Annotated in this window: 20 protein-coding genes and 1 pseudogene; 14 read left to right on the forward strand and 7 right to left on the reverse strand. The window is 67.1% G+C overall.

Going from position 1 to position 23904, the window contains the following annotated elements; translation table 11 throughout:
- Nucleotides 1–155 precede the first annotated feature (155 nt).
- A complete protein-coding gene (parC, locus tag AC5JDC_RS22875; RefSeq protein WP_495844866.1) occupies nucleotides 156–2411 on the reverse strand; it encodes a DNA topoisomerase IV subunit A in 2256 nt (751 codons plus the stop codon).
- Between the two features lie 196 nt (nucleotides 2412–2607).
- Here parC and AC5JDC_RS22880 point away from each other — a divergent pair, with 196 nt between their 5' ends.
- Both AC5JDC_RS22880 and AC5JDC_RS22885 read left to right on the forward strand, forming a co-directional pair.
- Nucleotides 2608–3798: an aq_1923 C-terminal domain gene (locus AC5JDC_RS22880; protein ID WP_495844868.1), complete on the forward strand. Its 1191-nt coding sequence runs from the start codon at nucleotides 2608–2610 to the stop codon at nucleotides 3796–3798.
- Between the two features lie 436 nt (nucleotides 3799–4234).
- Nucleotides 4235–4666, forward strand: a complete 432-nt coding sequence (locus AC5JDC_RS22885; protein ID WP_495844870.1) for a hypothetical protein — start codon at nucleotides 4235–4237, stop codon at nucleotides 4664–4666.
- Nucleotides 4667–4672: 6 nt separating this feature from the next.
- Here AC5JDC_RS22885 and AC5JDC_RS22890 read toward each other — a convergent pair whose 3' ends face one another.
- Together AC5JDC_RS22890 and aspS are read right to left on the reverse strand one after the other, a co-directional pair.
- On the reverse strand, nucleotides 4673–5308 hold the full coding sequence (locus AC5JDC_RS22890) for a pyroglutamyl-peptidase I (RefSeq protein ID WP_495844872.1): 636 nt from the start codon (nucleotides 5306–5308) through the stop codon (nucleotides 4673–4675).
- A 5-nt stretch (nucleotides 5309–5313) separates the two neighbouring features.
- Nucleotides 5314–7104 (reverse strand): aspartate--tRNA ligase, encoded by a 1791-nt coding sequence (gene aspS, locus AC5JDC_RS22895; protein ID WP_495844874.1) that lies wholly within the window; start codon nucleotides 7102–7104, stop codon nucleotides 5314–5316.
- On the opposite strand from aspS, the gene AC5JDC_RS22900 reads away from it, so the two are divergent.
- The 5 genes and pseudogenes from AC5JDC_RS22900 to AC5JDC_RS22920 all read left to right on the forward strand — a co-directional run bounded on the left by AC5JDC_RS22900 (nucleotide 7103) and on the right by AC5JDC_RS22920 (nucleotide 11134).
- Nucleotides 7103–7777 (forward strand): hypothetical protein, encoded by a 675-nt coding sequence (locus AC5JDC_RS22900; RefSeq protein ID WP_495844876.1) that lies wholly within the window; start codon nucleotides 7103–7105, stop codon nucleotides 7775–7777. The genes aspS and AC5JDC_RS22900 overlap by 2 nt on opposite strands.
- Nucleotides 7778–7896: 119 nt before the next feature.
- On the forward strand, nucleotides 7897–9144 hold the full coding sequence (locus AC5JDC_RS22905) for an MFS transporter (protein WP_495844878.1): 1248 nt from the start codon (nucleotides 7897–7899) through the stop codon (nucleotides 9142–9144).
- Between the two features lie 83 nt (nucleotides 9145–9227).
- Entirely contained in the window at nucleotides 9228–10385 is a 1158-nt protein-coding gene (gene rnd, locus AC5JDC_RS22910; protein WP_495844880.1) for a ribonuclease D, read from the forward strand.
- Nucleotides 10386–10465: 80 nt separating this feature from the next.
- A pseudogene (locus AC5JDC_RS22915) lies at nucleotides 10466–10719 on the forward strand (BrnT family toxin).
- Between the two features lie 91 nt (nucleotides 10720–10810).
- Nucleotides 10811–11134, forward strand: coding sequence for a BrnA antitoxin family protein (locus AC5JDC_RS22920; RefSeq protein WP_495844882.1), 324 nt, complete (start codon nucleotides 10811–10813; stop codon nucleotides 11132–11134).
- Nucleotides 11135–11149: 15 nt separating this feature from the next.
- Here AC5JDC_RS22920 and guaB read toward each other — a convergent pair whose 3' ends face one another.
- Nucleotides 11150–12652, reverse strand: coding sequence for an IMP dehydrogenase (guaB, locus tag AC5JDC_RS22925; RefSeq protein ID WP_495844884.1), 1503 nt, complete (start codon nucleotides 12650–12652; stop codon nucleotides 11150–11152).
- Between the two features lie 330 nt (nucleotides 12653–12982).
- Here guaB and AC5JDC_RS22930 point away from each other — a divergent pair, with 330 nt between their 5' ends.
- The 4 genes from AC5JDC_RS22930 to AC5JDC_RS22945 all read left to right on the forward strand — a co-directional run bounded on the left by AC5JDC_RS22930 (nucleotide 12983) and on the right by AC5JDC_RS22945 (nucleotide 16979).
- Nucleotides 12983–13813: a hypothetical protein gene (locus AC5JDC_RS22930; RefSeq protein ID WP_495844886.1), complete on the forward strand. Its 831-nt coding sequence runs from the start codon at nucleotides 12983–12985 to the stop codon at nucleotides 13811–13813.
- Between the two features lie 718 nt (nucleotides 13814–14531).
- Nucleotides 14532–15788: a flavin-dependent oxidoreductase gene (locus AC5JDC_RS22935; RefSeq protein WP_495844888.1), complete on the forward strand. Its 1257-nt coding sequence runs from the start codon at nucleotides 14532–14534 to the stop codon at nucleotides 15786–15788.
- Between the two features lie 61 nt (nucleotides 15789–15849).
- Nucleotides 15850–16509: an NADPH-dependent F420 reductase gene (locus tag AC5JDC_RS22940; protein ID WP_495844890.1), complete on the forward strand. Its 660-nt coding sequence runs from the start codon at nucleotides 15850–15852 to the stop codon at nucleotides 16507–16509.
- Between the two features lie 62 nt (nucleotides 16510–16571).
- Nucleotides 16572–16979 carry an OsmC family protein gene (locus AC5JDC_RS22945; RefSeq protein WP_106770341.1) on the forward strand — a complete coding sequence of 136 codons (408 nt, stop codon included), beginning with the start codon at nucleotides 16572–16574 and terminating at the stop codon, nucleotides 16977–16979.
- A gap of 55 nt (nucleotides 16980–17034) precedes the next feature.
- On the opposite strand, the gene AC5JDC_RS22950 is transcribed toward AC5JDC_RS22945, so the two are convergent.
- Nucleotides 17035–18009, reverse strand: a complete 975-nt coding sequence (locus AC5JDC_RS22950; protein WP_207770943.1) for an MBL fold metallo-hydrolase — start codon at nucleotides 18007–18009, stop codon at nucleotides 17035–17037.
- 206 nt (nucleotides 18010–18215) lie between these two features.
- Here AC5JDC_RS22950 and AC5JDC_RS22955 point away from each other — a divergent pair, with 206 nt between their 5' ends.
- Nucleotides 18216–19625, forward strand: a complete 1410-nt coding sequence (locus AC5JDC_RS22955; protein ID WP_495844893.1) for an MFS transporter — start codon at nucleotides 18216–18218, stop codon at nucleotides 19623–19625.
- Between the two features lie 8 nt (nucleotides 19626–19633).
- Here the strand turns inward: AC5JDC_RS22955 and AC5JDC_RS22960 are convergent, their stop codons facing one another.
- Together AC5JDC_RS22960 and AC5JDC_RS22965 are read right to left on the reverse strand one after the other, a co-directional pair.
- Nucleotides 19634–20326, reverse strand: coding sequence for an RlmE family RNA methyltransferase (locus AC5JDC_RS22960; RefSeq protein ID WP_495844895.1), 693 nt, complete (start codon nucleotides 20324–20326; stop codon nucleotides 19634–19636).
- Complete coding sequence (locus tag AC5JDC_RS22965) at nucleotides 20323–21693, reverse strand: Ppx/GppA phosphatase family protein (RefSeq protein WP_495844897.1); 1371 nt, start codon at nucleotides 21691–21693, stop codon at nucleotides 20323–20325. Before AC5JDC_RS22965 ends, AC5JDC_RS22960 begins: the two co-directional genes overlap by 4 nt.
- Before the next feature lie 241 nt (nucleotides 21694–21934).
- Here AC5JDC_RS22965 and AC5JDC_RS22970 point away from each other — a divergent pair, with 241 nt between their 5' ends.
- Together AC5JDC_RS22970 and AC5JDC_RS22975 are read left to right on the forward strand one after the other, a co-directional pair.
- Nucleotides 21935–22834 carry a lysylphosphatidylglycerol synthase domain-containing protein gene (locus AC5JDC_RS22970; protein WP_245428282.1) on the forward strand — a complete coding sequence of 300 codons (900 nt, stop codon included), beginning with the start codon at nucleotides 21935–21937 and terminating at the stop codon, nucleotides 22832–22834.
- Between the two features lie 31 nt (nucleotides 22835–22865).
- The gene (locus AC5JDC_RS22975; protein WP_495844899.1) at nucleotides 22866–23744 is read left to right on the forward strand and encodes a LysR substrate-binding domain-containing protein; all 879 of its coding nucleotides are present in this window, start codon (nucleotides 22866–22868) and stop codon (nucleotides 23742–23744) included.
- The last annotated feature ends 160 nt before the right edge of the window (nucleotides 23745–23904 follow it).

Below are 23904 nucleotides of genomic sequence, written 5' to 3' on the forward strand. Positions count from 1 at the left end.
CTGCCGGCGAGCAGGACGCTGTCGGAGATACTGAGCGAAACGTTGTGCCGAGGCGCTGGACGAGATTTGACAGCAGCGCCGATCGCACGGCGGACCATTGCTCGCCGCCTCAGCGCGGCGGGCCATGCTCGCAATCTAGCGCGAAATTCCCGGGATCACCCGAACTTGCCGGTCCGCGGAAAACCCTTCGGCACCATGCGGCCGGCGCCGGCGCGGTCGCCCAGCCATTCGGCGAGCTCCGCCCTGGTGCGCGTAAAGGTGCGGCCGGAGGAATCCTGCCAGGTCAGGCCGTCGTCGATGGCGAACAGCTTTGCGTCGAGCACGCCGCCGTCCTTGTAGCGTTGCAGGCGCACGCCCTTGCCGCGCGCCATTTCCGGCACCTGGGCGAGCGGGAACACCAGCATCTTGCGGTTCTCGCCGACGATGGCGACATGGTCGCCGCCGACCGGCGCGCAGCGCTGCGCCTCATCGGGCGATTTCACGTTCATCACCTGCTTGCCCTTGCGGGTGTTGGCGACCACCTCGGCTTCCGGCACGACGAAGCCGTTGCCGGCGCGCGACACCAGCAGCAGCTTTCGCGCCGGGTCGTGGACGAAGGCGGTGACGATGTCCTGGTCGTTCTCCATGTCGACGATGATGCGGATCGGCTCGCCATGGCCGCGGCCGCCGGGCAGGCGGTCGGCGCCGATGGTGTAGAATTTGCCGCCGGTGGTGAGGACCAGGATCTTGTCCGTGGTCTGTGCCGGGAAAGCCAGCTTCAGGCTGTCGCCTTCCTTGAAGGTGAGGGTCGACAGGTCGCTCAGATGGCCCTTCATGGCGCGCAGCCAGCCCTTGGCCGAGACCACGACCGTCACCGGCTCCTTCTCGATCATGGCGTGGTGGATGTCGGCGTCGTCGTGCTCCGGCGCCTCGGCGAAGGCGGTGCGGCGCCGGCCGAGTTCGGGATTCTCCTCGGGCCCGAAGTCGCGGCGCGCCTTCTGGATCTGCCAGGCGACCATCTGCCACTGCTTGGCGTCGGAGGCGAGCAGCGATTCGATCTGACCCTTCTCGGCGGTGAGGCCGTCGAACTCCTTGCGGATCTCGAACTCTTCAAGCTTGCGCAGCGCCCTGAGGCGCATGTTGAGGATGGCCTCGGCCTGATTGTCGGTGAGCTCCCACCGCGCCATCATCACCTTTTTCGGCTCGTCCTCCTCGCGGATGATTTTGATCACCTCGTCGATGTTGAGGTAGGCGATCAGGTAGCCGGCAAGAATCTCCAGCCGCTTTTCGATCTCGCCCAGCCGGTGCCGCGAGCGGCGCACCAGCACTTCCTTGCGGTGGTCCAGCCATTCCTGCAGCACCGACTTCAGCGACAGCACGTTCGGCACCTTGCCGCGCGACAGCACGTTCATGTTGAGCGGGAAGCGGCTCTCCAGGTCGGTGAGCTTGAACAGCGATTCCATCAGCAGGCTGGGATCGACGGTGCGGCTCTTCGGCACCAGCACGACGCGGATGTCCTCGGCGCTCTCGTCGCGCACGTCATCGAGCAGCGGCAGCTTTCGCGCCACCAGCAGCTCGGCGATCTTCTCGATCAGCTTCGCCTTCTGCACCTGGTAGGGGATCTCGGTCACCACGATCTGCCAGGTGCCCCTGCCCTGGTCCTCGGTGGCGTAGCGGGCACGCACCCGGAAGGAGCCGCGGCCGGTCTCGTAGGCTTCCAAAATGGCGTCGCGGCCATCGACGACGATGCCGCCGGTCGGGAAATCCGGCCCCTGTACGAAGTGCAGCAGGTCGGCCACGGACGCCTGCGGCTTCTCGATCAGATGCAGCGCCGCGTCGCACAGCTCGGCGGCGTTGTGCGGCGGGATCGAGGTCGCCATGCCGACGGCGATGCCGGAGGAGCCGTTGGCGAGCAGGTTCGGGAAGGCGCCGGGCAGCACCACCGGCTCCTCGTCCTCCTCGTTGTAGGTCGGACGGAAGTCGACGGCGTCCTCGGTGATGCCTTCCAGCAGCGCCGAGGTGACCTCGGTCATGCGCGCCTCGGTGTAGCGCATGGCGGCGGCGTTATCGCCATCGATGTTGCCGAAATTGCCCTGCCCGTCGACCAGCGGGTAGCGCATGGAAAAGTCCTGGGCCAGCCGCACCAGCGCGTCGTAGATCGACTGGTCGCCATGCGGATGGAATTTTCCCATCACCTCGCCGACGATGCGCGCGCATTTGGCGAAGCCCTGGTCGGGGTTGAGCCGGAGCAGACGCATGGCATGGACGATGCGCCGGTGCACCGGCTTCAGCCCGTCGCGCACGTCCGGCAACGCCCGATGCATGATGGTCGACAGCGCGTAGGCGAGGTAGCGCTCCTCGAGCGCCTTCTTCAGGTCGACCGGTTCTATCGAATCGCCGCCGGATCCGGCCGGCGGAAGCTCCTTGCCCATGCGGTCCGGTTATCCCAACAGGGTGATTCGCGGCAAGTCCGGATGCTGTCTTTGCAGCGGGGCCATGGCAACTTCTTGCGTTTTTCAGCGCTTTCCGGCCATTCTGCCATCAATGCCTTTTTGCCGACCAGTTCTTCGCGGACAGGACCGGGGCAAAATATCATCAGGCCGTCGCGGCCGCTCTCAGGGAACGCCCATGTCGATCCATCGCCATTTCTTCAGCAAGCTTGCCCTTTCCGCCTGCATCCTGGCCGCGGCCGCGGCGTCCGTGCGCGCGCAGGACGCGGCGCCGATCGCCGAGCGCTTCAAGCAGCTCATGGCGGTGCAGGGCATGGACATCACCTGGTCAGCCGTGAGCGGCGACGCCTCGGCCTTCTCTCTCGAAGGAACCAGGCTGGTCGTAGCCGGCAATCCGAAGCCGTTCGAACTCGGCAAGATCAGCTTCGAGGGCGTCTCGGACGACAATGGCGGCTACCGCGTCGAAACGGTGAGCACCGAACCATTCAGCGGCACGCGTGACGGCCTGACGATCACCTCCAGCCCGTTCAAGATGACCGGCGTGAGGCTTCCCGCTCCCGGCACGACCGGCCCCCTCGCCGATCTGCTCTTCTACGAGGGCGCCGAGCTTGCCAGCCTCGACGTCAAGGCAGGCGACAAGACGGCCTTCTCGCTGCAGAACGTCACCGCCGAGATCAGCGAGCCCGCCGAAGGCAAGCCGATGGGATTCGCCGGCGCGGCGGAAAAATTCACCGCCGACCTGACGCTCATCGAGGACCCGCGGTCCAAGGCGGCGATCGAGGCAATGGGCTACCAGACCATCTCCGGCGACATGGAGATCGAGGGTTCGTGGAACCCCGTCGACGGGCGCATGGGCTTCAGCCAGTATGACGTGACGGTAAACGAGGCCGGCACCTTCGGCATGACCTTCGACTTCGGCGGCTACACGCTGGACTTCATCAAGACGCTGCAGGAGTTGCAGAAGAAGATGGCGGCGCAGCCCGAGGGGGCCGACAATTCGGCTCAAGGCCTCGCCATGCTGGGGCTGATGCAGCAGCTCACCTTCCATTCGGCGAGCCTGCGCTGGGACGACGATTCGCTGACCGGCAAGGCGATCGACTACATCGCCAAGCAGCAGAACATGAAGCCGGAGGACATCAAGAACCAGGCCAAGGCGATCGCGCCGTTCCTGGCCGCGCAGCTCAACAATCCCGAGCTGTCCTCGGCGATCACCGCGGCGGTGACGAAATATCTCGACGATCCGAAGAGCCTCGAGGTGACGGCCGAGCCGGACGCCCCCGTCCCCTTCGCGCAGATCATGGCGGCCGGCGCGGCCAACCCGACGGAGCTGACCAAGTCGCTCGCCGTCTCGGTGACGGCCAACGACTGAGGCTGCGTCGAACTTGCGGCGCTGACTGCAAGCACTCCGTCACTGGCCCTTCGGGCCACCTCTCCCCTTCTCGGGCAGGGCAATCGTATATGCCGATGATGACCGTCGTTCCCGGGCCGCGCAGCGGAACCCGGAATCCAGAGCGTTGGTGTCGGAAGAAAAGCGAGACCTCGCAAATATCCAGCCATTTCGAGCAACGTCGGCACTCCGGATTCCGGGTTCCGCTGCGCGGCCCCGGAATGACGACGCAGGGCTGTCTGCCGCTCCGATACAACTCATATGCGATAGCCCTGCCTTCTCGGGGGAGATGTGGCCGGTCGCAAATCGAGCGCCGATTTGGCTGCGCCACCGCAACGCCAAGCTTAATCCCAGATGCCGTCCAAATGCGGCCGCGATCCGGCGCGACATTCCGGCCGATCTCAAGGGGACGATCGAGATGATCAAGACCGCGCTGGTGGCCATGACGGTGGTCGGCTGCGACTGCGACGCGAAACTGTGCGAGTTCATCTCCGAGACGCCGGCGCAATGGGCGACGGTGGCCGAATGCGAGGCGGAGATGACGTCTCAGATCCTCCGCCGGGACAATTTCGACTACCCGCTGATCTCCGGCATCTGCCGGACGATGCCGAGCCCGCCCGCGCAAACCGCGGCGTCCACCGCCGACACCATGCAGGTGTTGCCTCTTACCCCGGCTGAAGACACCGGTCCATCATCCGGCCTGTACGGCAGCTTGCTGAACGGCAGCCGTATCGTCTTCCGGCGGACCGCGGACGGCTACGCGATGCTCACGACCGGGGTCGACCGGACAACCGGGGCCGCCATGGATCTGCTGCGGCAGTCGGCGGCACTGGTCCTTCCGGAGCGCTAAACGGGCTCAACCCGCCGGCGGCCAGTGCCGCAGCACCGTCGCCAACATGATCTCAAGCCCTTGTTCGAGTTGCCGCTCAGTCAGCGCGCACCTCTCCCCCACCAGCGGCACATGCACGAAGCCGCTGGCGCGCGGCAAAAAATCCGCGCAGGCAGCCGCCAGCGACAAGGTCAGCGTGACGTTGCAGAGATAGCCGCCCGCATCGTCCGACCATTCGACCGGAAGGCCGGCGGCAGCCAGCGCGTCGTACATGGCCTGTAGCGGCAGGGTCGACGGCAGCATGGCCGGCCCGGCGCAGATCGGACCGTCGGGCGGCGCGAAGCCCAGATTGTCCGGCCGCGCGGCGAGAAAGCGGTTGTTTCCCTGCCGTTCCAACCGAAACCCGCCGCATCCGGCCGCAAGGCCGAAATGGATGGCGATGTCGGGCTTGAACTGGCGTCCGATCACGGACAGGCGCGGACCGATCGCGGCATAGTCGACCGGCAGCAGCTCGGCCCGGAACGCCGCCATGCCGTCGAGCACGGGCGGGTTCTGCCGCAACCGCCCGACCAGCGCTTCGGTCGGATTGACCGGCTGGCCCGGAAAGGCCTCGAAGCCGGTGACGAGCACGCGCGGCAGGTTTTTCCCACCTCCCGCGCGCATCGAAATCACCCCGGCTTCTTGTCCGCCACGACGCGCAGCGACAGCTCGCGCATCTGCGTGGTGGTCGCCGGCGACGGGGCGCTCATCAGCAGGTCGTAGGCCTGCTGATTCATCGGGAACATGGTGACCTCGCGCAGATTCTTGGCGCCGACCAGAAGCATGACGATGCGGTCGATACCGGCCGCCATGCCGCCATGCGGCGGCGCGCCATACTGGAAGGCGCGGTAGAGGCCGCCGAACCGCTCCTCCACCGTCGCGCGGTCGAGCCCGACGATCTCGAAGGCCTTGACCATCGTCTCCGGCAGGTGGTTGCGGATGCCGCCCGAAGCGATCTCGAAACCGTTGCAGACCATGTCGTACTGGAACGCCTTGATCGACAGCGGGTCCTGTCCCGACAGCGCGTCGATGCCGCCCTGCGGCATGGAGAACGGGTTGTGGCCGAAGTCGACGCGCTTCTCCTCCTCGTTCCACTCGTAGAAGGGGAAGTCGACGATCCAGCACAGCTCGAAGCGGTCGCGGTCGACGAGGTTCAGCTCCTCGCCGGCACGGGTGCGCGCCGCGCCCGCGAAGGAGACGAATTTCTTCGGGTCGCCGGCGACGAAGAAGGCGGCGTCGCCCTCTCCGAGGCCGAGCTGCTGGCGAATCGCTTCCGCGCGCTCCTCGCCGATGTTCTTGGCGATCGGGCCGGCGCCCTCGAGCTTGTCACCCTCCTTGCGCCAGAAGATGTAGCCCAGACCCGGCTGGCCCTCGCCCTGCGCCCAGGAGTTCATGCGGTCGCAGAAGGCCCTGGAGCCGCCGGTCTTGGCCGGGATCGCCCACACCTCGGCCTTGGGATCGTTGGCCAGGATGCCGGCGAACACCTTGAAGCCGGAGCCGCGGAAATGCTCGGAGACCTCTTCCATGACGATCGGGTTGCGCAGGTCCGGTTTGTCGGAGCCGTATCTGCGCATGGCGACGTCATAGGCGATGCGCGGGAACTTTTGGGTGACCGGCTTGCCCTCGGCAAACGCCTCGAAGACGCCGCGCAGCACCGGCTCCATGGTGCCGAGCACGTCGTCCTGCTCGACGAAGCTCATCTCCAGGTCGAGCTGGTAGAACTCGCCCGGCAGCCGGTCGGCGCGCGGGTCCTCGTCGCGGAAGCAGGGCGCGATCTGGAAGTAGCGGTCGAAGCCCGACACCATGATCAGCTGCTTGTATTGCTGCGGCGCCTGCGGCAGGGCGTAGAAATTGCCGGGATGGATGCGGCTCGGCACCAGGAAGTCGCGCGCGCCCTCCGGCGAGGAGGCCGTCAGGATGGGCGTCGAGAATTCCGTGAAACCCTCCTCCCCCATGCGCTTGCGCATCTCGGCGATGATCTTCGTGCGCGCCACGATGTTCCTGTGCAGCGTCTCGCGGCGCAGGTCGAGGAAGCGGTATTTCAGGCGAATGTCTTCCGGATAGTCAGGCTCGCCGAAAACCGGCAGCGGCAGCTCCCTGGCCGCCGACAGCACCTCGATCTCGCCGGCATAGAGCTCGATCTCGCCGGTCGGCATGGTCTTGTTGACGGTCTCGGCGGTGCGCGCCTTGACCTCGCCGTCGACGCGGATCACCCATTCGCCGCGCACCGTCTCGGCCACCTTGAAAGCCGGCGAATCCGGATCGGCGACGATCTGGGTGATGCCGTAATGGTCGCGCAGGTCGATGAACAGCAGCCCGCCATGGTCGCGGACGCGATGGACCCAGCCCGACAGGCGCACGGCCTGCCCGACTTCCGACTTCCTCAATTGTGCGCAGGTGTGGCTGCGGTAGCGGTGCATGATCTGCTTTTCCGGCGATGATTTGCTGACCGGACCGACGCATGCGGCCCGAATTTCGCGCGGAAAAGCGCATGGGAGGTGTGGTTTGTCAAGGCGGGAAGGCACGGCTTCAGAGTTCGAGGCCGTGCAGGGCTCTTCCGTCGATCACCGTGAGAATCAGTATCGAATCGCCCTCGATCTCATAGAAGATGACATGACTGCCATGGGCATGGCGCCGCGTCGCCGTGCCAAACTGTCCGGCCAACCGGCCCATCCGAGGCTGCGTGGCGAACAATTCGAAGCAGCCTTCCAGCCCGCCTTTGTATCTCTTCGCCTGCCGCTCTCCGAAATTCTCAACGCCGTAGATAAATATGTTCAGGAGATCGATATCAGCTCGCTCGGAAGCCGATACCTACTCACGATAGATACCGCGCGCCTTGGCTATTTCCACGGCCTCGGCAAAAATCTGGTCCGTGGTTCTCGAACTTACGCCGCCGGCCCTGGCCTCCGCCACGACTCGGCGCAACTCCTCCAGCCGCCGCTCCTGTTCGCGCCGGACGAGATCGCGCAGATAGTCGCCGGCGTCCACGAAATCGCCGCCTTCGACCTGGGCGTCGACATATTCTTTCATCTTGCCGGGAAGTGCGACGCTTACGGTCGTCATTTCGATATCCTTCGGAACGCTTATTCGTGACAGATAGTAGATAGTTGACGCGGAAACGCAAATTGGCCCACCCCTGTCCGGCCCTGGCGCATGGTCTTCGCCGGCGACCGTCCCTATAGAGGAACAAACTCCGGCAACGGCCGCGCTGCATGTCCGCAATCCGCCCGCTCATCCCCCTCCTGATCGCCGCGGGTATCCTGCTCGGCGGCAACGGGCTGCAGGGCACGCTGATCGCGCTGCGCGGCGCCCAGGAAGGTTTTACGCCGCCGCTGATCGGCTTGATGGGCACCGCCTATTTCGGCGGCTTCCTGCTCGGCTGCCTGGCGATCGGCCGGATCATGAAGGCGGTCGGCCACGTCCGCTCCTTCTCCGCGCTCGCCGCGATCGCCTCGGCCGGCACGCTGATGCTGGTGCTGGTCATCGACCCGCTGATGTGGTCGGCGATCCGCTTCGCCACCGGCTTCTGCTTCGCCGGGCTGTTCACCATCATGGAAAGCTGGCTCAACTCCGGCGCGCCCAACGAGCACCGCGCCCGGGTGCTGGCGCTCTACCGCATCGTCGACATCGCCTCGGTGACCGGCGCGCAGTTCCTGATCCCGATATTCGGCGCCGGCGGCTTCACCATCTTCGCGGTCATGTCGATCATGATCACGCTGTCGCTGGTGCCGGTGTCGCTCGGCGACCGCTCCAACCCGACGGCGCCGGAGGACGTCAAGCTCGACCTCGGCCGCGTCTTCCGCATCTCGCCGCTCGGCTGCATCGGCTGCATCGCCGTCGGCGTCACCAACAGCGCGTTCCGCACCCTGTCGCCGGTGTATGCGGAAGAGATCGGCATGTCGGTTGCCGACGTCGTCACCTTCGTCAGCGTCGGCATCATCGGCGGCGCCGTCATCCAGTATCCGCTCGGCTACCTGTCGGACCGCTGGGACCGGCGCATGGTGCTGCTGGTGACGACGGCGGGGGCGCTGGTCACCGCGATCGCGCTCGCCGTGCTGTCGGGCGCCGGCACCGCGGCGAACTTCATGCTGGTCTTCGTCTTCGGCTCCTTCGCCATGCCGCTCTATTCGCTGTCGGCGGCGCATGCCAACGACCGCGCCGGGCCGGGCGAGTTCGTGCTGGTCAACGCGGCGCTGATGCTGTTCTACTCCTTCGGCGCCATAGGCGGGCCCTTCTCCGCCTCCTTCGCCATGGAGCGCTTCGGTCCCGGAGCGCTGTTCGGCTTCATCGCCGCGGTCTACGCCATATTCCTCGTCCTCATCCTCTATCGCATGGGCGCGCGATCGGGCGTGCCTGCCGAGCGGCGCGGCCGCTTCACCGCGCTGCTGCGCACCTCGACCATCTTCGCCCGCCTGACGCGCCAGGCCGGCAATAACGGGCGCAAGAAGGGCGGCAAATAGCCATCGGCACAAAGCCGCCCTTGACGAAATCCGCTCCGGCTGGGAAGAAGCCGGGATACTGCGATCACCAAAGACATTTTTTGATGCACGTCATTACGACAACCCCCGAGCTCGATTCCGTCGTCGCCGCGCTGGCGAAGTCGGACTTCATCACCATCGACACCGAATTCATCCGCGAGACGACCTACTGGCCGGAACTCTGCCTGATCCAGATGGCGGCGCCGGGCGTTGAGGCGCTGGTCGATCCGCTGGCGCCGGGCATCGACCTCGCCTCCTTCTTCGCCCTGATGGCGAACGAGGCGGTCACCAAGGTCTTCCACGCCGCGCGCCAGGACATCGAGATCATCCACCATCTCGGCGACCTGATCCCGCACCCGATCTTCGACACGCAGGTGGCGGCGATGGTGTGCGGCTTCGGCGACAGCGTCTCCTACGACCAGCTCGTGCAGAGGATCACCGGCGAGCAGATCGACAAGTCCTCGCGCTTCACCGACTGGCGCCATCGCCCGCTCTCCGACAAGCAGCTCGCCTACGCGCTTGCCGACGTCACCCATCTCATCGAGGTCTACCGCCACCTCGCCGCCGAGCTGGAGCGCGAGAGGCGCGCCCACTGGGTGACCGAGGAGATGGACGTGCTGACCTCGCGCGAGACCTACGATCCAGATCCGGAGGACGCCTGGAAGCGGCTGAAGATGCGCGTGCGCAAGCCGCAGGAGCTCGCCGTGCTGCAGGCCGTCGCCGCCTGGCGCGAGCGCGAGGCGCGCGACAAGAACGTGCCGCGCGGTCGCGTCATCAAGGACGACGCCATCTACGAGGTCGCCCAGCAGCAGCCGCGCGACGCGGCGGGGCTGTCGCGCCTGCGCACCATCCCCAAGGGCTGGGAGCGCTCGGCGACGGCGACCGCCCTCCTGCAGGTGGTCAATACCGCGCTGGCGATCCCCAAGGAGGAGATGCCGCGGCTGCCCAGGTCCGTGCAGGCGCCGGAAGGCTCCAGCGCCGCGGCCGAGCTTCTCAAGGTGCTGCTGCGCCAGGTGGCGGAAAAGGAAGGCGTCGCCGCAAAGGTGCTCGCCTCCAGCGACGACATCGACCGCATCGCCGCCGAAGGCGAGGAAGCCGACGTTCCGGCCATGCATGGCTGGCGGCGCGCCGTGTTCGGCGAGGTCGCGGCGAAGCTGGTGCGCGGCGAGATCGGGCTGAAATTCGACCGGCGCAGGGTCACGGTGTTCGAGCTGGCGGAATAGTTCCGCCGCGCTTGGGCTGCCGGCCAACGCTGCCGCCGCCGCATCTGTTGAAAATCACTTTAAAAGTGATACATTAAATTGTGCGGATCATTTGGGACGAACCAAAGAGGTAGGTTAATCTCGCCAAGCATGGCTTTGACTTCGCCGATCTTTCGATTGAGTTCTTCCTGTCGGCCCGCGTGACGCGGACGCAGCACGATCGCCAGCTCGCCATCGGACGAATCGACGGTTCGGCCTTGATCGCCGTAGTCTTTCGTCCGCTTGGAACGGAAGCCATTCCGTGATCTCGATGCGGCGGGCGAGCTATAGGGAAAGAAGCCGATCCAATGACTAAGCAGTGGCCCAGCTTTGTGACCGGGGACCTTGGAGATTCCGCCGAGGACGACGCCGAGATGCGTCGGCGATGGAAGGTATATGACGAGCGGATGAAAGCGCTGATCGCGGCCGGCGGAATTCATCAGGATGCCGATGGCTGGTGGGTCGACGACAAGACGGGCGAACTCATCGGACCGGACCCGGAACTGGAACGCCCGCGCACAGACGAGGAACTCAGCAGGTTCAAACCCTTCGCGGAAGTCCACCCCGACCTCTACGAGAGCATCAAGCGGGCGCGGGGCCGGCCACCTGTCGCCAGCCCCCGACGGCAGATTTCCATCCGCCTCGACCCCGACGTCATCGAGAAGTTCAAGGCCACCGGAAAAGGTTGGCAGAACCGGATCAACGAGGTCCTGAAGCAGGCGAAGATCTGACTGCCAGCGGTTTGATCACATCCCGCCCGAATAATTCGGGCTCTCGCGCGTGATCGTCACGTCGTGGGCGTGGCTCTCGCGCAGGCCGGCATTGGTGATGCGCACGAAGGTGGCGCGCGTCTGCAGCTCGGCCAGCGTGCGCGCGCCGACATAGCCCATCGCCGCCCTCAGGCCGCCGGCGAGCTGGTGGAGCACGCCCGAGGCCGGGCCCTTGTAGGGCACCTGCCCCTCGATGCCTTCCGGCACGAGCTTGAGCGTGTCGCGCACCTCCGCCTGGAAGTAGCGGTCGGCCGAGCCGCGCGCCATGGCGCCGACAGAACCCATGCCGCGATAGGCCTTGAAGGAGCGGCCCTGGTAGAGATAGACCTCGCCCGGACTCTCGTCGGTGCCGGCAAGCAGCGAGCCGATCATGGCGGCCCCGGCGCCTGCGGCCAGCGCCTTGGCGAGATCGCCGGAATATTTGATGCCGCCGTCGGCGACCACCGTCACGCCCGACTTCTGCGCCGTCTCCACCGCCGACATGATCGCCGACAATTGCGGCACGCCGACGCCCGCCACGATGCGGGTGGTGCAGATCGAGCCCGGGCCGATGCCGACCTTCACCGCGTCGGCGCCGGCGTCGATCAACGCCTGCGCGCCGGCGGCGGTGGCGACATTGCCGGCCATGATGCGCACCGAGTTGGAGATCTTCTTGGCCCGCGTCACCGCGTCGAGCACGCGCTGCGAATGACCGTGCGCGGTGTCGATGACGAGCAGATCGACACCGGCGTCGATCAGCCGCTCGGCGCGCTCGAAGCCGTCTTCCCCGACGCTCGTCGCCGCGGCGGCGCGCAGCCGGCCCTGCGCGTCCTTGGTCGCGTTGGGATTGAGCTGCGACTTCTCGATGTCCTTGACGGTGATCAGGCCGACGCAGTTGCCGGCGCCGTCGACGACCAGCAGCTTCTCGATGCGGTGGTGGTGCAGCAGCCGCTTGGCCTCGGTCTGATCGACGGTCTCCTTCACCGTGATCAGCTTGTCGCGGGTCATCAGCTCAAAAACCTTCTGGGCCGGATCGGTGGCGAAGCGCACGTCGCGGTTGGTGAGGATGCCGACCAGCCGGCCGACCTTGTGCCCGCCCGTGCCGCCGCCCTCGACGACCGGGATGCCGGAGATGCCGTGGGCGCGCATCAGCGCCTGCGCGTCCGCCAGCGTCGCGTCCGGCCCGATGGTAACCGGGTTGACCACCATGCCGGATTCGAATTTTTTCACCTGCCGCACCTGCTCGGCCTGCTCGGCCGGCGAAAAATTGCGGTGGATGACGCCGATGCCGCCCGCCTGCGCCATGGCGATCGCCAGCCGCGCCTCGGTCACGGTGTCCATCGCCGCCGACAGGATCGGGATGTTCAAGTCGATGTCGCCGGCGATGCGGGTGCGGATGTCGGTCTCGCCCGGCAGCACTTCCGAATGCCCGGGCTGCAGCAGCACGTCGTCGAACGTCAGGGCGAGTGCCCCGGTTGCGGTTTCGATGATCTGCGCCATTGCCTCACCTCAAAACGTGGAGCGGGCGCTGAGGCCTTCTGGCCGGCGCCGACTCTCGACTTCCCTTTCAGGATTGGCGCTGGCTGGTACCACGAACCGGCGACCTTGGGAAGACAAGGCCACGCAGGATTGATCGAGGAGGAGAAGACAAGCGTTTCCGGTTCCTGTAAGGGCGAAACGTTCAGGCCGTGACGTTGCGTAAGGAGACGTTGGAGGCGATTTCGAGGGCGCTCGTCGTTGGAAAAACCCGTCGATTTGTCAGAACCCCCGCAGCCTGTCTCCGATGGGGCCTCCACATCGCCGGACGATCCCGCGGACACCTTGCTCCGGATGAAGTCATTCCCGCACGCGCTGCGGCTCCTGGCGGGCAGCTTCATCAAGGTGCACGAAGCGTCGCCCCGGGCCGCCGCGCTGTTCGCGACACGGCAGCGCTGGCTCCTGTGCCATGCGGCGCTGGCCCTCCATTTCCCGGCGGCGCATTCCGGAGAGCCCGGCCTGACGCGGCGGGCCTTCGGCAATCTGGCGCTTCGACACGGCATAGCCAGCCGCAACACGGCGCATGCCTTCTTCGACGAAGCGCTGAAATACGAGGTCGTCCGGCCGGCAGACGATGCCGACGGCCGCGCGGCGCTGGTCGTGCCCACGCCCGCGACCCTGTCGCTGCTGATCCATTGGTACGTCATGCATTTCCGGGCGATCGACCTGATCCATGGCGGAAACAGGACCGAGCGCTTCCTCGCCGACCCGGAAAGCATGGTCGCGCTCGTCCAGCCCGTCATGGCGGAGGCCCTGCTCTCGAGTCCCGACGTGCGCCTCCCCGGCCCCCGCTACAGGATCTTCGCCTGGGCCGATGCGGGAGGCCTGCTGATGGACCGGCTGATCATCGGGATCGATCCGGATGCCGGGCCGGCACGGGACAGGTTCGTGACGGATGTGAGCGCGATCTCCCATCTGGCGCAGTCCTTCGGCCTGTCCCGTGCCCATGCCAGCCGCATCCTCGCGTCGGCGGAATCGATCGGCGGAATCGGCTGGACGGGACGGCGGGGCCGCTCGCCGATCTGGATCTCGCGCGTCCTTTACCAGGAATATGCCCGCGTGCATGCGCGCAAGCTCGTCATCCTCGACGGCGCCTTTGCCGGAGCCGCCACCAGCCCGGCATAAAATCCTGCCGGCGCAGGAGATATCTGAGCGGCCGCGATCGCCCTATCATGCCCGCCGCGCGACAGCCCTGGCCGGACCGGGCCTGTCAAAAATGGACGCAGACGGCCGCATCGCGTTTCGATAGGTCTCGGACAGATCGGTTTCAGGCCCAAAGCAGCGCGCTGCCAAGCGCGCGATTTGTGCTTCGAGGTAAGTCGCGTCACGCATGCGGGCGCCTGCGGATGCCCGGCTTCGCCTCGACCCGAGATGATGAAAAGGGGGGTGCGAATGGCGTGGTTCCACACAAAAGTCCCGGCGGAATGCCGGGGAGGACCCGCCTGCTCCGGCGGCACCTGCCTGCGACGCTGAAGGCCCAGCCACCGGGCACGACGATCGAGCCCTCCGCTGCCCCTGAAGCCGAGCGCCGCTCACCCTCCTTTCCCTACCTTTTCTCGAGCAGATCACTCACGCCTGGTACAATTTCTGACCGACGAGGCTGATCGATCTGCGCGACACGCCGGCCGCTTGCCCCAAGGCGGCCGGCGTTTTTCTTTTCGCGCCCGGTGAGAGATCGCGCGGATGGAAGGCGCGGCGACACCGGATTTCCCACCGAGCGCCTGCTTCCGGTTGTCATGACGCCTGAACGCGTTACGTTGTGCGAGTTGGCACATGCCTCCGGGGGCAAGGCAAAGCCGCGGATCACCGCCTGCCGGCGGACCGAGAGGGATGGACGGTAGTCATGAAAGCGCTGATCGCAGGCGCCGGTATTGGCGGTCTCACTGCCGCACTCTTCCTGCACAGGGCAGGAATCGACGTCGAGATCTTCGAGCGCGCCGACGCCGTACGCGAGCTGGGTGTCGGCATCAACATGCTGCCGCACGCCGTCAAGGAGCTGGCCGAGCTGGGATTGATGCCCGACCTCGACGCGCAGGGAGTGAGAACGCGCGAGCTCATCTACGCCAACAGGCTCGGCCAGATTGTGTGGCAGGAACTGCGCGGCGTCGACGCCGGATACGATGTGCCCCAGATCAGCATCCACCGCGGCATGCTGCTCGGCCTGATCCATCGCGCCGCCGTCGGCCGGCTGGGGATCGGCGCCATTCACATGGGATGCCGGATCACCGGCTTCGAACAGCGGGACGGTGTCTCCGTCCGGTTCGAGCGGGCCGACGGAACGCAAGGACGGGCCGACGGCGATCTGCTGATCGGCGCCGACGGAATACATTCGGCCGTCCGCTCGGCGCTACAGCCGGACGAAGGGCCGCCGATCTGGAACGGCATCATGTTGTGGCGAGGCGCCACGGAGTGGCCGACCTGGCGCGACGGGCGCACGATGGTGATCGCCGGCGGCAACCACGCCAAGTTCGTCTATTACCCTATCAAATCGGACCCCGCTCGTCCGGACATGCGGCTCACCAACTGGGCGGTCATGGCCCGGACGGGGGAAAACCATGCCTCACCTTCCCGGCGCGAGGATTGGAGCCGCAGGGCTGTCGTCGAGGAAGTGCTTGCGCTGGTCGCCGACCGGTTTCGGCTCGACTTCGTCGAGCCGGCCGAACTGATCCGGGCGACGGATGCCGTCTACGAATATCCCTGCTGCGATCGCGAACCGCTGGCCCGCTGGTCGTTCGGACATGTCACCCTGCTGGGCGACGCCGCCCATCCGATGTATCCCGTCGGCTCCAACGGCGCCAGCCAGGCCATCCTCGACGCGAAAAGCCTTGCGATGCATCTGGGCGCGGGAGCCCGGATCGAGGACGCACTCGCAGCCTACGACGCCGAGCGCCGCCCGCCGACCGCCGAGATCGTCCTTGCCAATCGCAAAGGCGGGCCGGAACGCGTGATCGACCTGATCGAGGCGCGCGCGCCGGACGGGTTCGACGACATCGAGGCGGTGGCCACGCGGCAGGAGCGCGAGGCGGTCGTGCGGGGCTACGCTTCGATGGCAGGGTTCTCGAAGGAACAGGTGAACGAGCGGCCGCCGGATCCGGCCTGATGCGCCGGCAGGCCGGGTGAGGCGGCGGTTGCCGCCGCCCACCGCGAGGACGGAGGAAGCCATGAGGATCGGGATCATCGGAGCCGGCAATATCGGCAGGGCCCTGGCCAGGCTTGCGGTTGCCTCCGAACACGAGGTGATGCTGAGCAACTCGCGCGGTCCGGAAACATTGGCGGAAGTCGTCGGCTCGATCGGCTGCGAGGCCGGTACGGCCATGGAAGCAGCGACGTTCGGCGACGTGACCGTGCTCACCATCCCGTTCAAGAACGTCTTCGACCTCGACCCAGCCCTGCTGGCGGGCCAGGTGGTGATCGACACCAACAACTACTACCCCGACCGCGATGGCCGGATCGCCGCCCTGGACGAATTCCGCACGACCACCAGTTCCATGGTCGCCGGTCATTTTCCGCGGGCGAAAGTGGTCAAGGCCTTCAACGCCATCCTCGCCGGGGATCTGGACGACCCCGCCGCGCCGCCCGGCTTTTCCGGACGCCGCGCCCTGCCGATCGCGGGGGACGACGGCGCATCCAAACAGGTCGTCGCGCGGCTGCACGAGCAGTTCGGCTTCGACACGGTCGACGCCGGCACGCTTGCCGAAAGCTGGCGCTTCGAGCGCGCCAAGCCCGCCTACTGCATACCGCTCGACAAGGCCGGGCTGCGCGATGCACTGTCCAGGGCCGAACGCGCGGTCGAGCTGCCGCACGGGTCGTGGCGGCGCTGACGGCATTCGAGCGACCCGCCGCCGGCGGGCGCCGGACGGTCCGGAGTCGGAGGGCAACAAACATGGTCTCGGCGACGGTGGAACTGCGCAATGTCGAGGGCACGCAGGCGGCCATGGGCTGGGCCGGCGGCCATACGATCGTCGTCGACCGGCCGGAAGGAAAGGCCGGCGGAATGGGGCTGGGCTTTAACGGGGCGCAACTCCTGGCGCTGGCCATCGGCGGCTGCTTCTGCAACGACCTGCGCTACGTCTCGGCCGAGATGGGCGTCGAACTCGGCGGCATCGCCGTCAGCGTCACCGTCGAGATGCAGGGAAGTCCGCTCATCGCGACGTCGGCGACGATGACCGTCTCCTGCGAGACGCGCGACGGCTCCGATCCGCAGCAGGTCGTCGACCGGGCGAAGGAGGTCTGCACGGTCGCCCATTCCCTGCGCAGGGGCGTGCCGGTGACGATCCAGGCGGCGGCGTAGTCCTGTCGGTCCAGCCTGCTGCAAACGCAGGCTGAACCGTTGCGCGGGGCCGGTCCTACAGCTCCAGCTGATAGGTCTCCGGCACGTAGCGATAGCCCGTATCGATCTTCTCGACATAACCGACCGCCGGGAACGGCATGTGGTAGCCGATGAAGGGCAGCCGGTCGGTCGCGATCATGTCGAAGACCTTTCGGCGCGTCGCCGCGGCCATGTCCTTGTCGGCGTCGAAACGCACGTGCCAGTCCGGCTGCTGCAGCGAGGCGACATAGTGGTTGGCCGTGTCGGCGGTCAGCACCAGCGACTTGCCCGACGAGTCCAGCCTGAAGATCAGATGGCCCGGCGTGTGGCCGAACGCGGCGACCGCCCGTATGCCGGGCACGACCTCGCCGCCGTCGCCGACGAAGGTGGCCTTCTCCGCCAGCGGCTTCACATTGGCCGCGACCGCCTTGGCGTTGCCCTCGGTCGGGCCGGACATGCGCTCAGGCGCGGTCCAGAAATCGAACTCGGCCTGGCCCATGACGTAGCGCGCATTGGCGAAGGCCGGGGCGCCGTTCTCCATCAGCCCGCCGATATGGTCGCCATGCATGTGGGTGACGACAACGATGGAGACATCCTCGGGCTTGTAGCCGGAAGCGGCCAGGCGCGCCGCGAGCTGCCCCAGCCCGTTCTCGCGCCCGCCGGCGCCGAGGCCGGTGTCGAACAGGATCAGTTCCGCACCCGTGTTGACCAAGGTCGGGGTGAAGCCGTTCACCATGCGGTCGGCCGGCAGCAGATTGGCCTGCATCAGCGCCGCGACGGTCTCGGCCGGCTGGTTCTGGCCGAACACCGGATGCGGCCCCTCGCCCGGCCGCAGCCCGTCGAGGATGGTCGTCACCTCGAACTCGCCCAGCGTGAAGCGGTTGAAGCCGGGATTGCCGACATCGGGCTTGGGGACGTCGGCCTGCGCGGCGCGCACCATGATCTGCGGGAATGCCAAGACGGCCGCCCCCGCCGCACCGAGCCCGAGGGCTGTCCTGCGGTCGATATGCATCGCTCTCTCCTTCTGCCTCCCGTCCGGCGACAACGACATTTGTATGCGACGGCTTCCCGACACCCGAGTCACAACCCTGTGAGCGCTGGCGCGGCGGATTGGCCGGCGCTGGCCCGGTTGTGCTTGCCGGTCGGCGCGCTAAATGCGATTGCGCCTGCCATCGATTTCCGATCACCCGGACTCCCGCAACCGACCGGACCACGAAGTTGCAACGCACCGTTCCGCTGATCCTCGCGGTCGCCCTGTTCATGGAGAACATGGATTCCACGGTGATCGCGACGTCGCTGCCGGCGATCGCCGCCGACATCGGCACCAGCCCGATCGCGCTGAAGCTGGCGCTCACCGCCTATCTCGTGTCGCTCGCCGTCTTCATCCCGATCAGCGGCTGGATGGGCGACCGTTTCGGCGCCAAGCGCGTCTTCCGCATCGCCATCGGCGTGTTCGTGGTCGGCTCGATCGCCTGCGCGGTGTCGGGATCGCTGCTCGCCTTCGTCGCCGCCCGCTCGCTGCAAGGGCTGGGCGGGGCGATGATGACGCCGCTTGCCCGGCTGGTGCTGGTCAGGGCAACGCCGCGCCGCGACCTGGTCGGCGCCATGGCCTGGCTCACCGTGCCGGGCCTGGTCGGGCCGCTGGTCGGCCCGCCTGTCGGCGGCTTCATCACCACCTATCTCTCCTGGCACTGGATCTTCCTGATCAACGTTCCGATCGGGCTTGCCGGCATCTGGCTCGCCGGCAGGTTCCTGCCGGACGTCGAGCTTGCCGGCACCCCTCCCCTCGACGTGACCGGCTTCGTGCTGTCGGGCCTCGCCGCCTCCGGCGTGGTCTTCGGCCTGTCGGTGGTCAGCCTGCCGGCGCTGCCGCCGATCGTCGGTGCCGTCACGCTCGTGATGGGCGTCGCCACCACGCTGCTCTATTTGCGCCACGCCCGCCGCGCGCCGTTTCCGATCCTCGATCTCAGGCTGTTCGCCAACAGCGGCTTCCGCGCGGCGGTCGCCGGCGGCTCGATCTTCCGCATCGGCAACGGCGCCGTGCCGTTCCTGCTGCCGCTGATGTTCCAGCTCGGCTTCGGCATGACGCCGTTCCAGTCCGGCATGCTCACCTTCGCCTCGGCCTTCGGCGCCATCGGCATGAAATTCCTGGCGACGACCGCGCTCCGGCTGGGCGGCTTCCGCACGGTGCTGATCGCGGCGGCGCTGCTGTCGGCGCTGTTCATCGGCTTCAACGCCCTGTTTTCGGCGCAGACGCCGGCAGCCGTGATCATCGTCGTGCTGATCGGCGCCGGCTTCCTGCGCTCGCTGTTCTTCACCGCCTCGAACGCGCTGGTGTTCGCCGACATCGACGACAAGCAGGCGAGCCAGGCGACCGCGATCGCCTCGGTGTTCCAGCAGATCACCGCCGCGCTCGGCGTCGCCGTCGGCGGCGGTATCCTCGAGGTCTACACCCACGCGACCGGCGAGCCGCTCGGGCCGTCCGCCTTCTCGATCGCCTTCCTGATCGTCGCGGCGATCACCGCGCTTTCGGCGCTGTCCTATCTGAGGCTCCCGTCCGACGCCGGACAGACCGTGTCCGGTCACCGGCTGCGCGACACAGGCGAGGACACGCCGGCGTCGCGGTAGGCTGCCGCTCAGCGCCCCTTGAAGTCGCGGGCGAGCAGATACAGCTCCACCGATTCGTCGCGCGAGGCCGGCGGCTTGACGTGGCTGACGGAGCGGAAATGCTGCTTCAGCCGGGTAAGCAGCTCGGCCTCCGTGCCGCCCTGGAAGGTTTTCGCCAGAAAATGCCCGCCGGGCTTCAGCACGGAGATGGCGAAATCGGCCGCCACCTCGCACAGATGCATGGTGCGCAGATGGTCGGTGCGCCGGTGGCCGGTGGTCGGGGCGGCCATGTCGGAGAGCACGACGTCCGGATCGCCGCCGAGCGCCTCGACCAGCCGCGCCGGCGCCTCGTCTTCGAGGAAATCCATCTTGAGCAGCACGACGGCCGGGATCGGGTCCATCTCCAGATAATCGATGCCGACCACCAGCGGCCGCTCGTCGGTCGAGCGCGTGCGCGTCGCCGCCACCTGACACCAGCCGCCGGGCGCCGCGCCGAGGTCGATCACCCGCTGGCCGGGCTTCAGCAGCTTGTGCCGGTCGTCGATCTCGATCAGCTTGTAGGCGGCGCGCGAGCGAAAACCCTCGGCCTTGGAGCGCTGCACATAGGGATCGTTCATGTGGCGCTCGAGCCAGCGGCGCGACGATTCCTTCAGCCCGCTCTTCTTCTTGATCCGCGTCCTGAGCACACGCCCGGCACCGGGCTTTCCAGCCTTGTCCTTCATGGCCTGATGCCCCCGGGCCGCCTGCGCCAGACGCCCTCGTCGGCCATCAGCTCGCTCAATATGCCCTCGCGCAGACCGCGGTCTGCGACCCGAAGCCGCTCCGACGGCCAATGCGCGCGGATCGCCTCCAGGATGGCGCAGCCGGCCAGCACAAGGTCGGCGCGGTCGGCGCCGATGCACGGATTGGCGACGCGCTGGTCGAAATCCCAGCCGAGCAGCGTCGCGACCATGCGCTCGACATTGTCGTTGTCGAGCCACAGGCCGTCGACGCGGCGGCGGTCGTAGCGCTCGAGGCCGAGATGGACACCCGCCAGCGTCGTCACCGTTCCCGACGTGCCGAGCAGATGGAAGCGCGAACCCTTGGCGAGGTGGGCGATCTTGTGGCGGCCCTCGAAAGCCTCGATCAGCCCCGTGACATGCGCCACCATCGCGGCGAAGACGGCCTGCGACACGTCGCGCCCGCCATAACGCTCGGCCAGCGAGACCACGCCGACCGGCAGCGAGGTCCATGACACGATATGGTTGGCAAGCCGCGGCGTGCGGTGGCGCGACACGTCGATCAGCGCGATCTCGGAGGAGCCGCCGCCGATATCGAACAGCACCACGGCGTCGGTGTCGCGCTCGACCAGCGACCCGCAGCCGGAGACGGCGAGCCGGGCCTCGGTTCTGCGGTCGATGATCTCCAGCTCGATACCCGCCTCGCGGCGGACGCGCTCGAGGAACTCGCGCCCGTTTCCCGCCGACCGGCAGGCCTCGGTCGCGACCAGCCTGGTACGCAGCGGCGAGCGGGCCCTGAGCTTGTCGCCGCAGACCTTCAGCGCCTCGATGGCGCGATCCATCGCCGCTTCGCCGAGACGGCCGGTCGTCGAAAGCCCCTCGCCCAGCCTGACGATGCGGGAATAGGCGTCGACCACGCGGAACTGGCCGGGCCGGGTCGGCACCGCCACCAGCAGGCGGCAATTGTTGGTGCCGAGGTCGAGCGCGGCAAACAGCGCCTCGTCGCGAATCGGATCAGCGGCCGCGCCCTTGTCCCAGCCGTTGCGAAGGGGCGCAGGCGCAGGCAGCGGCGCCGTCCGCGGCACCTCGGGGACGACCGGCATCGCCGGACCGGGCACGGACACGACATTTTGAATGCGCGCGGCATCGGCGGCAAAGACCTTGCGCCCGCGCCGGCGCTTGCGCTTCTTCTTGCCTTTCCCGGCAATTTCGGGAGCGCCGTTCGCCTGCCCCGACAGGGCGGTATCGGGCCGGGAGACCGCGCCTTTCGGGCGTCGCCGCGACTTTCCACCACGGGCGCCGTTTCGCGCCCATCGGCTTTCGGACACCCCGCCTCCGCGCGCCGCGGCGCCGGCTTCAGGGTCTTCCACCTAGTTTTCCTTCCGGCGCCGCGCTGAAGGATGTCGCTGCGGGCCCTATACTTTGCGTTGCAATGACCATACCAGCGCCCATGGGGATCACCAAGGGGGCCCGATCCGATTGTCGCCGCAACTTGCGGGCGCCTGTCCGGCCGTCCTATCCTTCGGCGATCCCGGCATGAGCAGACGAACGGAGGCGGATGAACGATCCGGTGATCGCCACGTGACCAAACTGAAGACCTATTTCTGGCCGATGGTCGGCTTGTGCGCCGTCGCTTTCTCGATATGGCTGCTCTACAACGAGCTGAGGGGCATATCGCTCGAGGACCTCGGCGACAGCCTCGCGGCCATCCCGGCGCATCGCTGGCTGCTGGCCGCCGCCAGTTCGGCGCTGGCCTATGCGGCGCTCGCCGGCTACGACCACATCGCGCTCACCCATCTCGGCCGCAGGGTGCCGTTCGGCTTCATCACACTGTGCTCGTTCACAACCTACGCGCTGTCGCACAACATCGGCGGATCGGTGCTGTCCGGCGCGGTGATCCGCTATCGCGCCTATGCCTCGCAGGGCCTGTCGGCGCAGGAAGTGGGCGTGCTCGTCGCGCTCTGCTCCTTCACCTTCGCCCTCGGCGCCGTGATGCTCACCGCCTTCCTGCTGATCATCGAGCCGCAGGTCTTCGACAACTTCCTCGACTTCCTGCCGGTCTCGGCGACACGCCTCTCCGGCTTCGTCATCCTGCTGCTAGTGGCGCTCTACGTCTTCGGCAGCTGGCTGCGGCTCCGCCCGCTCAAGCTCGGCAAGTTCGCCATCCATTATCCCCGCCTGCCGATCGTGGCGCGCCAGCTGCTGATCGCGCCCGTCGAGCTGATCGGCGCGGCCGGCATCATCTATTTCGCGCTGCCGGAAGTCGGAAATCCGGGCTTCCTGGTAGTGCTCGGCGTCTTCGTCGTCTCCTTCTCGGCGGCGCTGATCTCGCACGCACCGGGCGGACTGGGCGTGCTGGAGATCGTTTTCCTGGCCGGTCTGTCGCAGATGGACCCGGTCGCGGTGCTGGCGGCGCTATTGGTCTTCCGCCTCTTCTATCTCATCGTCCCGCTGGCCTTCGCCCTGGTGATCGTGCTCTTCTTCGAGCGCGCGCAGTTCGGGCGAAGTTGACCGCACGTCCGGCCAGCCCGTCAGGTTCGCTATGAAGCCGCCGCCCCCGCTCACCTACATCCGCTCGTTCGAATGCGCAGCCAGGCATCTGAGCTTCACCACGGCAGCGAAGGAGCTTGGCTACACGCAGGCGGCGATCAGCGCCCATATCCGCTCGCTCGAGCAGCATATCGGCCGGCAGCTCTTCATCCGCTATCCGCGCAGCCTGAAGCTCACCGAGATGGGCGAAGCCTTCCTGCCCACCTTGCGGCAAGCGCTCGACCAGATCGACCAGGCGACCGAGGCGGTGGTCGCTTCGGCGCGCAAGAGGACCGTCGTCGTCTCCTGCCCGACGAGCCTTGCGGAAAACTGGCTGGCGGGCTGCATGGCCGCCTTCCGCCGCGAGCATCCGGCCATCGAGGTGGTGCTGCACGGGACGATCTGGGACGACCTCACCGAGCCGCTGGCCGATCTCGTCGTCTCGACGCGGCGCTTCGACGACCGCCCGCCCGACAGCGTCGTCCTGTGGGACGACCGGCTGGTGCTGCTGTGCGCGCCCACCTTTGCCGGTATCCTGCAGGCGCCTCCCGACATCCTGAAGCTCGACCGGATCTCCGTCCACGGCCGGCAGGAATACTGGCAGTGCATGGGCGAGGCGCTGGGCATCGACATTTCGGAGCGCGACAAGGGATTTGCCACCAACTCCTCCAACATCGCGCTGGAGCTCGCGGCGAACGGCGCCGGCTGCGTCGCCACGCAGCTGTCGCTCGCCCGGCGCTATCTCGAGCGCGGCCTGCTCGTCGAACCGTTCCCGGTGCGGCCGCCCAGCCCGTGGGCGTATTACCTATCGGAAAGCCGGCTGTCGAAAGGCAATGTCGTGAAGACGGTGAAGGAGTGGATCCTGGCGCGGGCGCAGGCGGAGAACGAGTAACGTCACGGGCCATTTTCCGAGGCTCTATGACCCCGTTTTTATTGGCCATTCCCAAGCGATCCTGCCAACAGCTCGACTTTACAGCACTTCGCTGCGTTCTCTACATAGCAACCATCAGCAATTCAGGGGCATCGGCCAGGCGGGCGCCCACCCTTCCTTG

The organism is Kumtagia sp., assembly GCF_059502445.1.

What these genes read in the sequence shown, in the direction of transcription:
- parC (WP_495844866.1), bottom strand. Translation starts at nt 2,411, where the DNA reads ATGGGCAAGGAGCTTCCGCCGGCCGGATCCGGCGGCGATTCGATAGAA.
- AC5JDC_RS22880 (WP_495844868.1), top strand. Translation starts at nt 2,608, where the DNA reads ATGTCGATCCATCGCCATTTCTTCAGCAAGCTTGCCCTTTCCGCCTGC.
- AC5JDC_RS22885 (WP_495844870.1), top strand. Translation starts at nt 4,235, where the DNA reads ATGATCAAGACCGCGCTGGTGGCCATGACGGTGGTCGGCTGCGACTGC.
- AC5JDC_RS22890 (WP_495844872.1), bottom strand. Translation starts at nt 5,308, where the DNA reads ATGCGCGCGGGAGGTGGGAAAAACCTGCCGCGCGTGCTCGTCACCGGC.
- AC5JDC_RS22900 (WP_495844876.1), top strand. Translation starts at nt 7,103, where the DNA reads ATGATCTGCTTTTCCGGCGATGATTTGCTGACCGGACCGACGCATGCG.
- aspS (WP_495844874.1), bottom strand. Translation starts at nt 7,104, where the DNA reads ATGCACCGCTACCGCAGCCACACCTGCGCACAATTGAGGAAGTCGGAA.
- AC5JDC_RS22905 (WP_495844878.1), top strand. Translation starts at nt 7,897, where the DNA reads ATGTCCGCAATCCGCCCGCTCATCCCCCTCCTGATCGCCGCGGGTATC.
- rnd (WP_495844880.1), top strand. Translation starts at nt 9,228, where the DNA reads ATGCACGTCATTACGACAACCCCCGAGCTCGATTCCGTCGTCGCCGCG.
- AC5JDC_RS22920 (WP_495844882.1), top strand. Translation starts at nt 10,811, where the DNA reads ATGAAAGCGCTGATCGCGGCCGGCGGAATTCATCAGGATGCCGATGGC.
- guaB (WP_495844884.1), bottom strand. Translation starts at nt 12,652, where the DNA reads ATGGCGCAGATCATCGAAACCGCAACCGGGGCACTCGCCCTGACGTTC.
- AC5JDC_RS22930 (WP_495844886.1), top strand. Translation starts at nt 12,983, where the DNA reads ATGAAGTCATTCCCGCACGCGCTGCGGCTCCTGGCGGGCAGCTTCATC.
- AC5JDC_RS22935 (WP_495844888.1), top strand. Translation starts at nt 14,532, where the DNA reads ATGAAAGCGCTGATCGCAGGCGCCGGTATTGGCGGTCTCACTGCCGCA.
- AC5JDC_RS22940 (WP_495844890.1), top strand. Translation starts at nt 15,850, where the DNA reads ATGAGGATCGGGATCATCGGAGCCGGCAATATCGGCAGGGCCCTGGCC.
- AC5JDC_RS22945 (WP_106770341.1), top strand. Translation starts at nt 16,572, where the DNA reads ATGGTCTCGGCGACGGTGGAACTGCGCAATGTCGAGGGCACGCAGGCG.
- AC5JDC_RS22950 (WP_207770943.1), bottom strand. Translation starts at nt 18,009, where the DNA reads ATGCATATCGACCGCAGGACAGCCCTCGGGCTCGGTGCGGCGGGGGCG.
- AC5JDC_RS22960 (WP_495844895.1), bottom strand. Translation starts at nt 20,326, where the DNA reads ATGAAGGACAAGGCTGGAAAGCCCGGTGCCGGGCGTGTGCTCAGGACG.
- AC5JDC_RS22970 (WP_245428282.1), top strand. Translation starts at nt 21,935, where the DNA reads ATGGTCGGCTTGTGCGCCGTCGCTTTCTCGATATGGCTGCTCTACAAC.
- AC5JDC_RS22975 (WP_495844899.1), top strand. Translation starts at nt 22,866, where the DNA reads ATGAAGCCGCCGCCCCCGCTCACCTACATCCGCTCGTTCGAATGCGCA.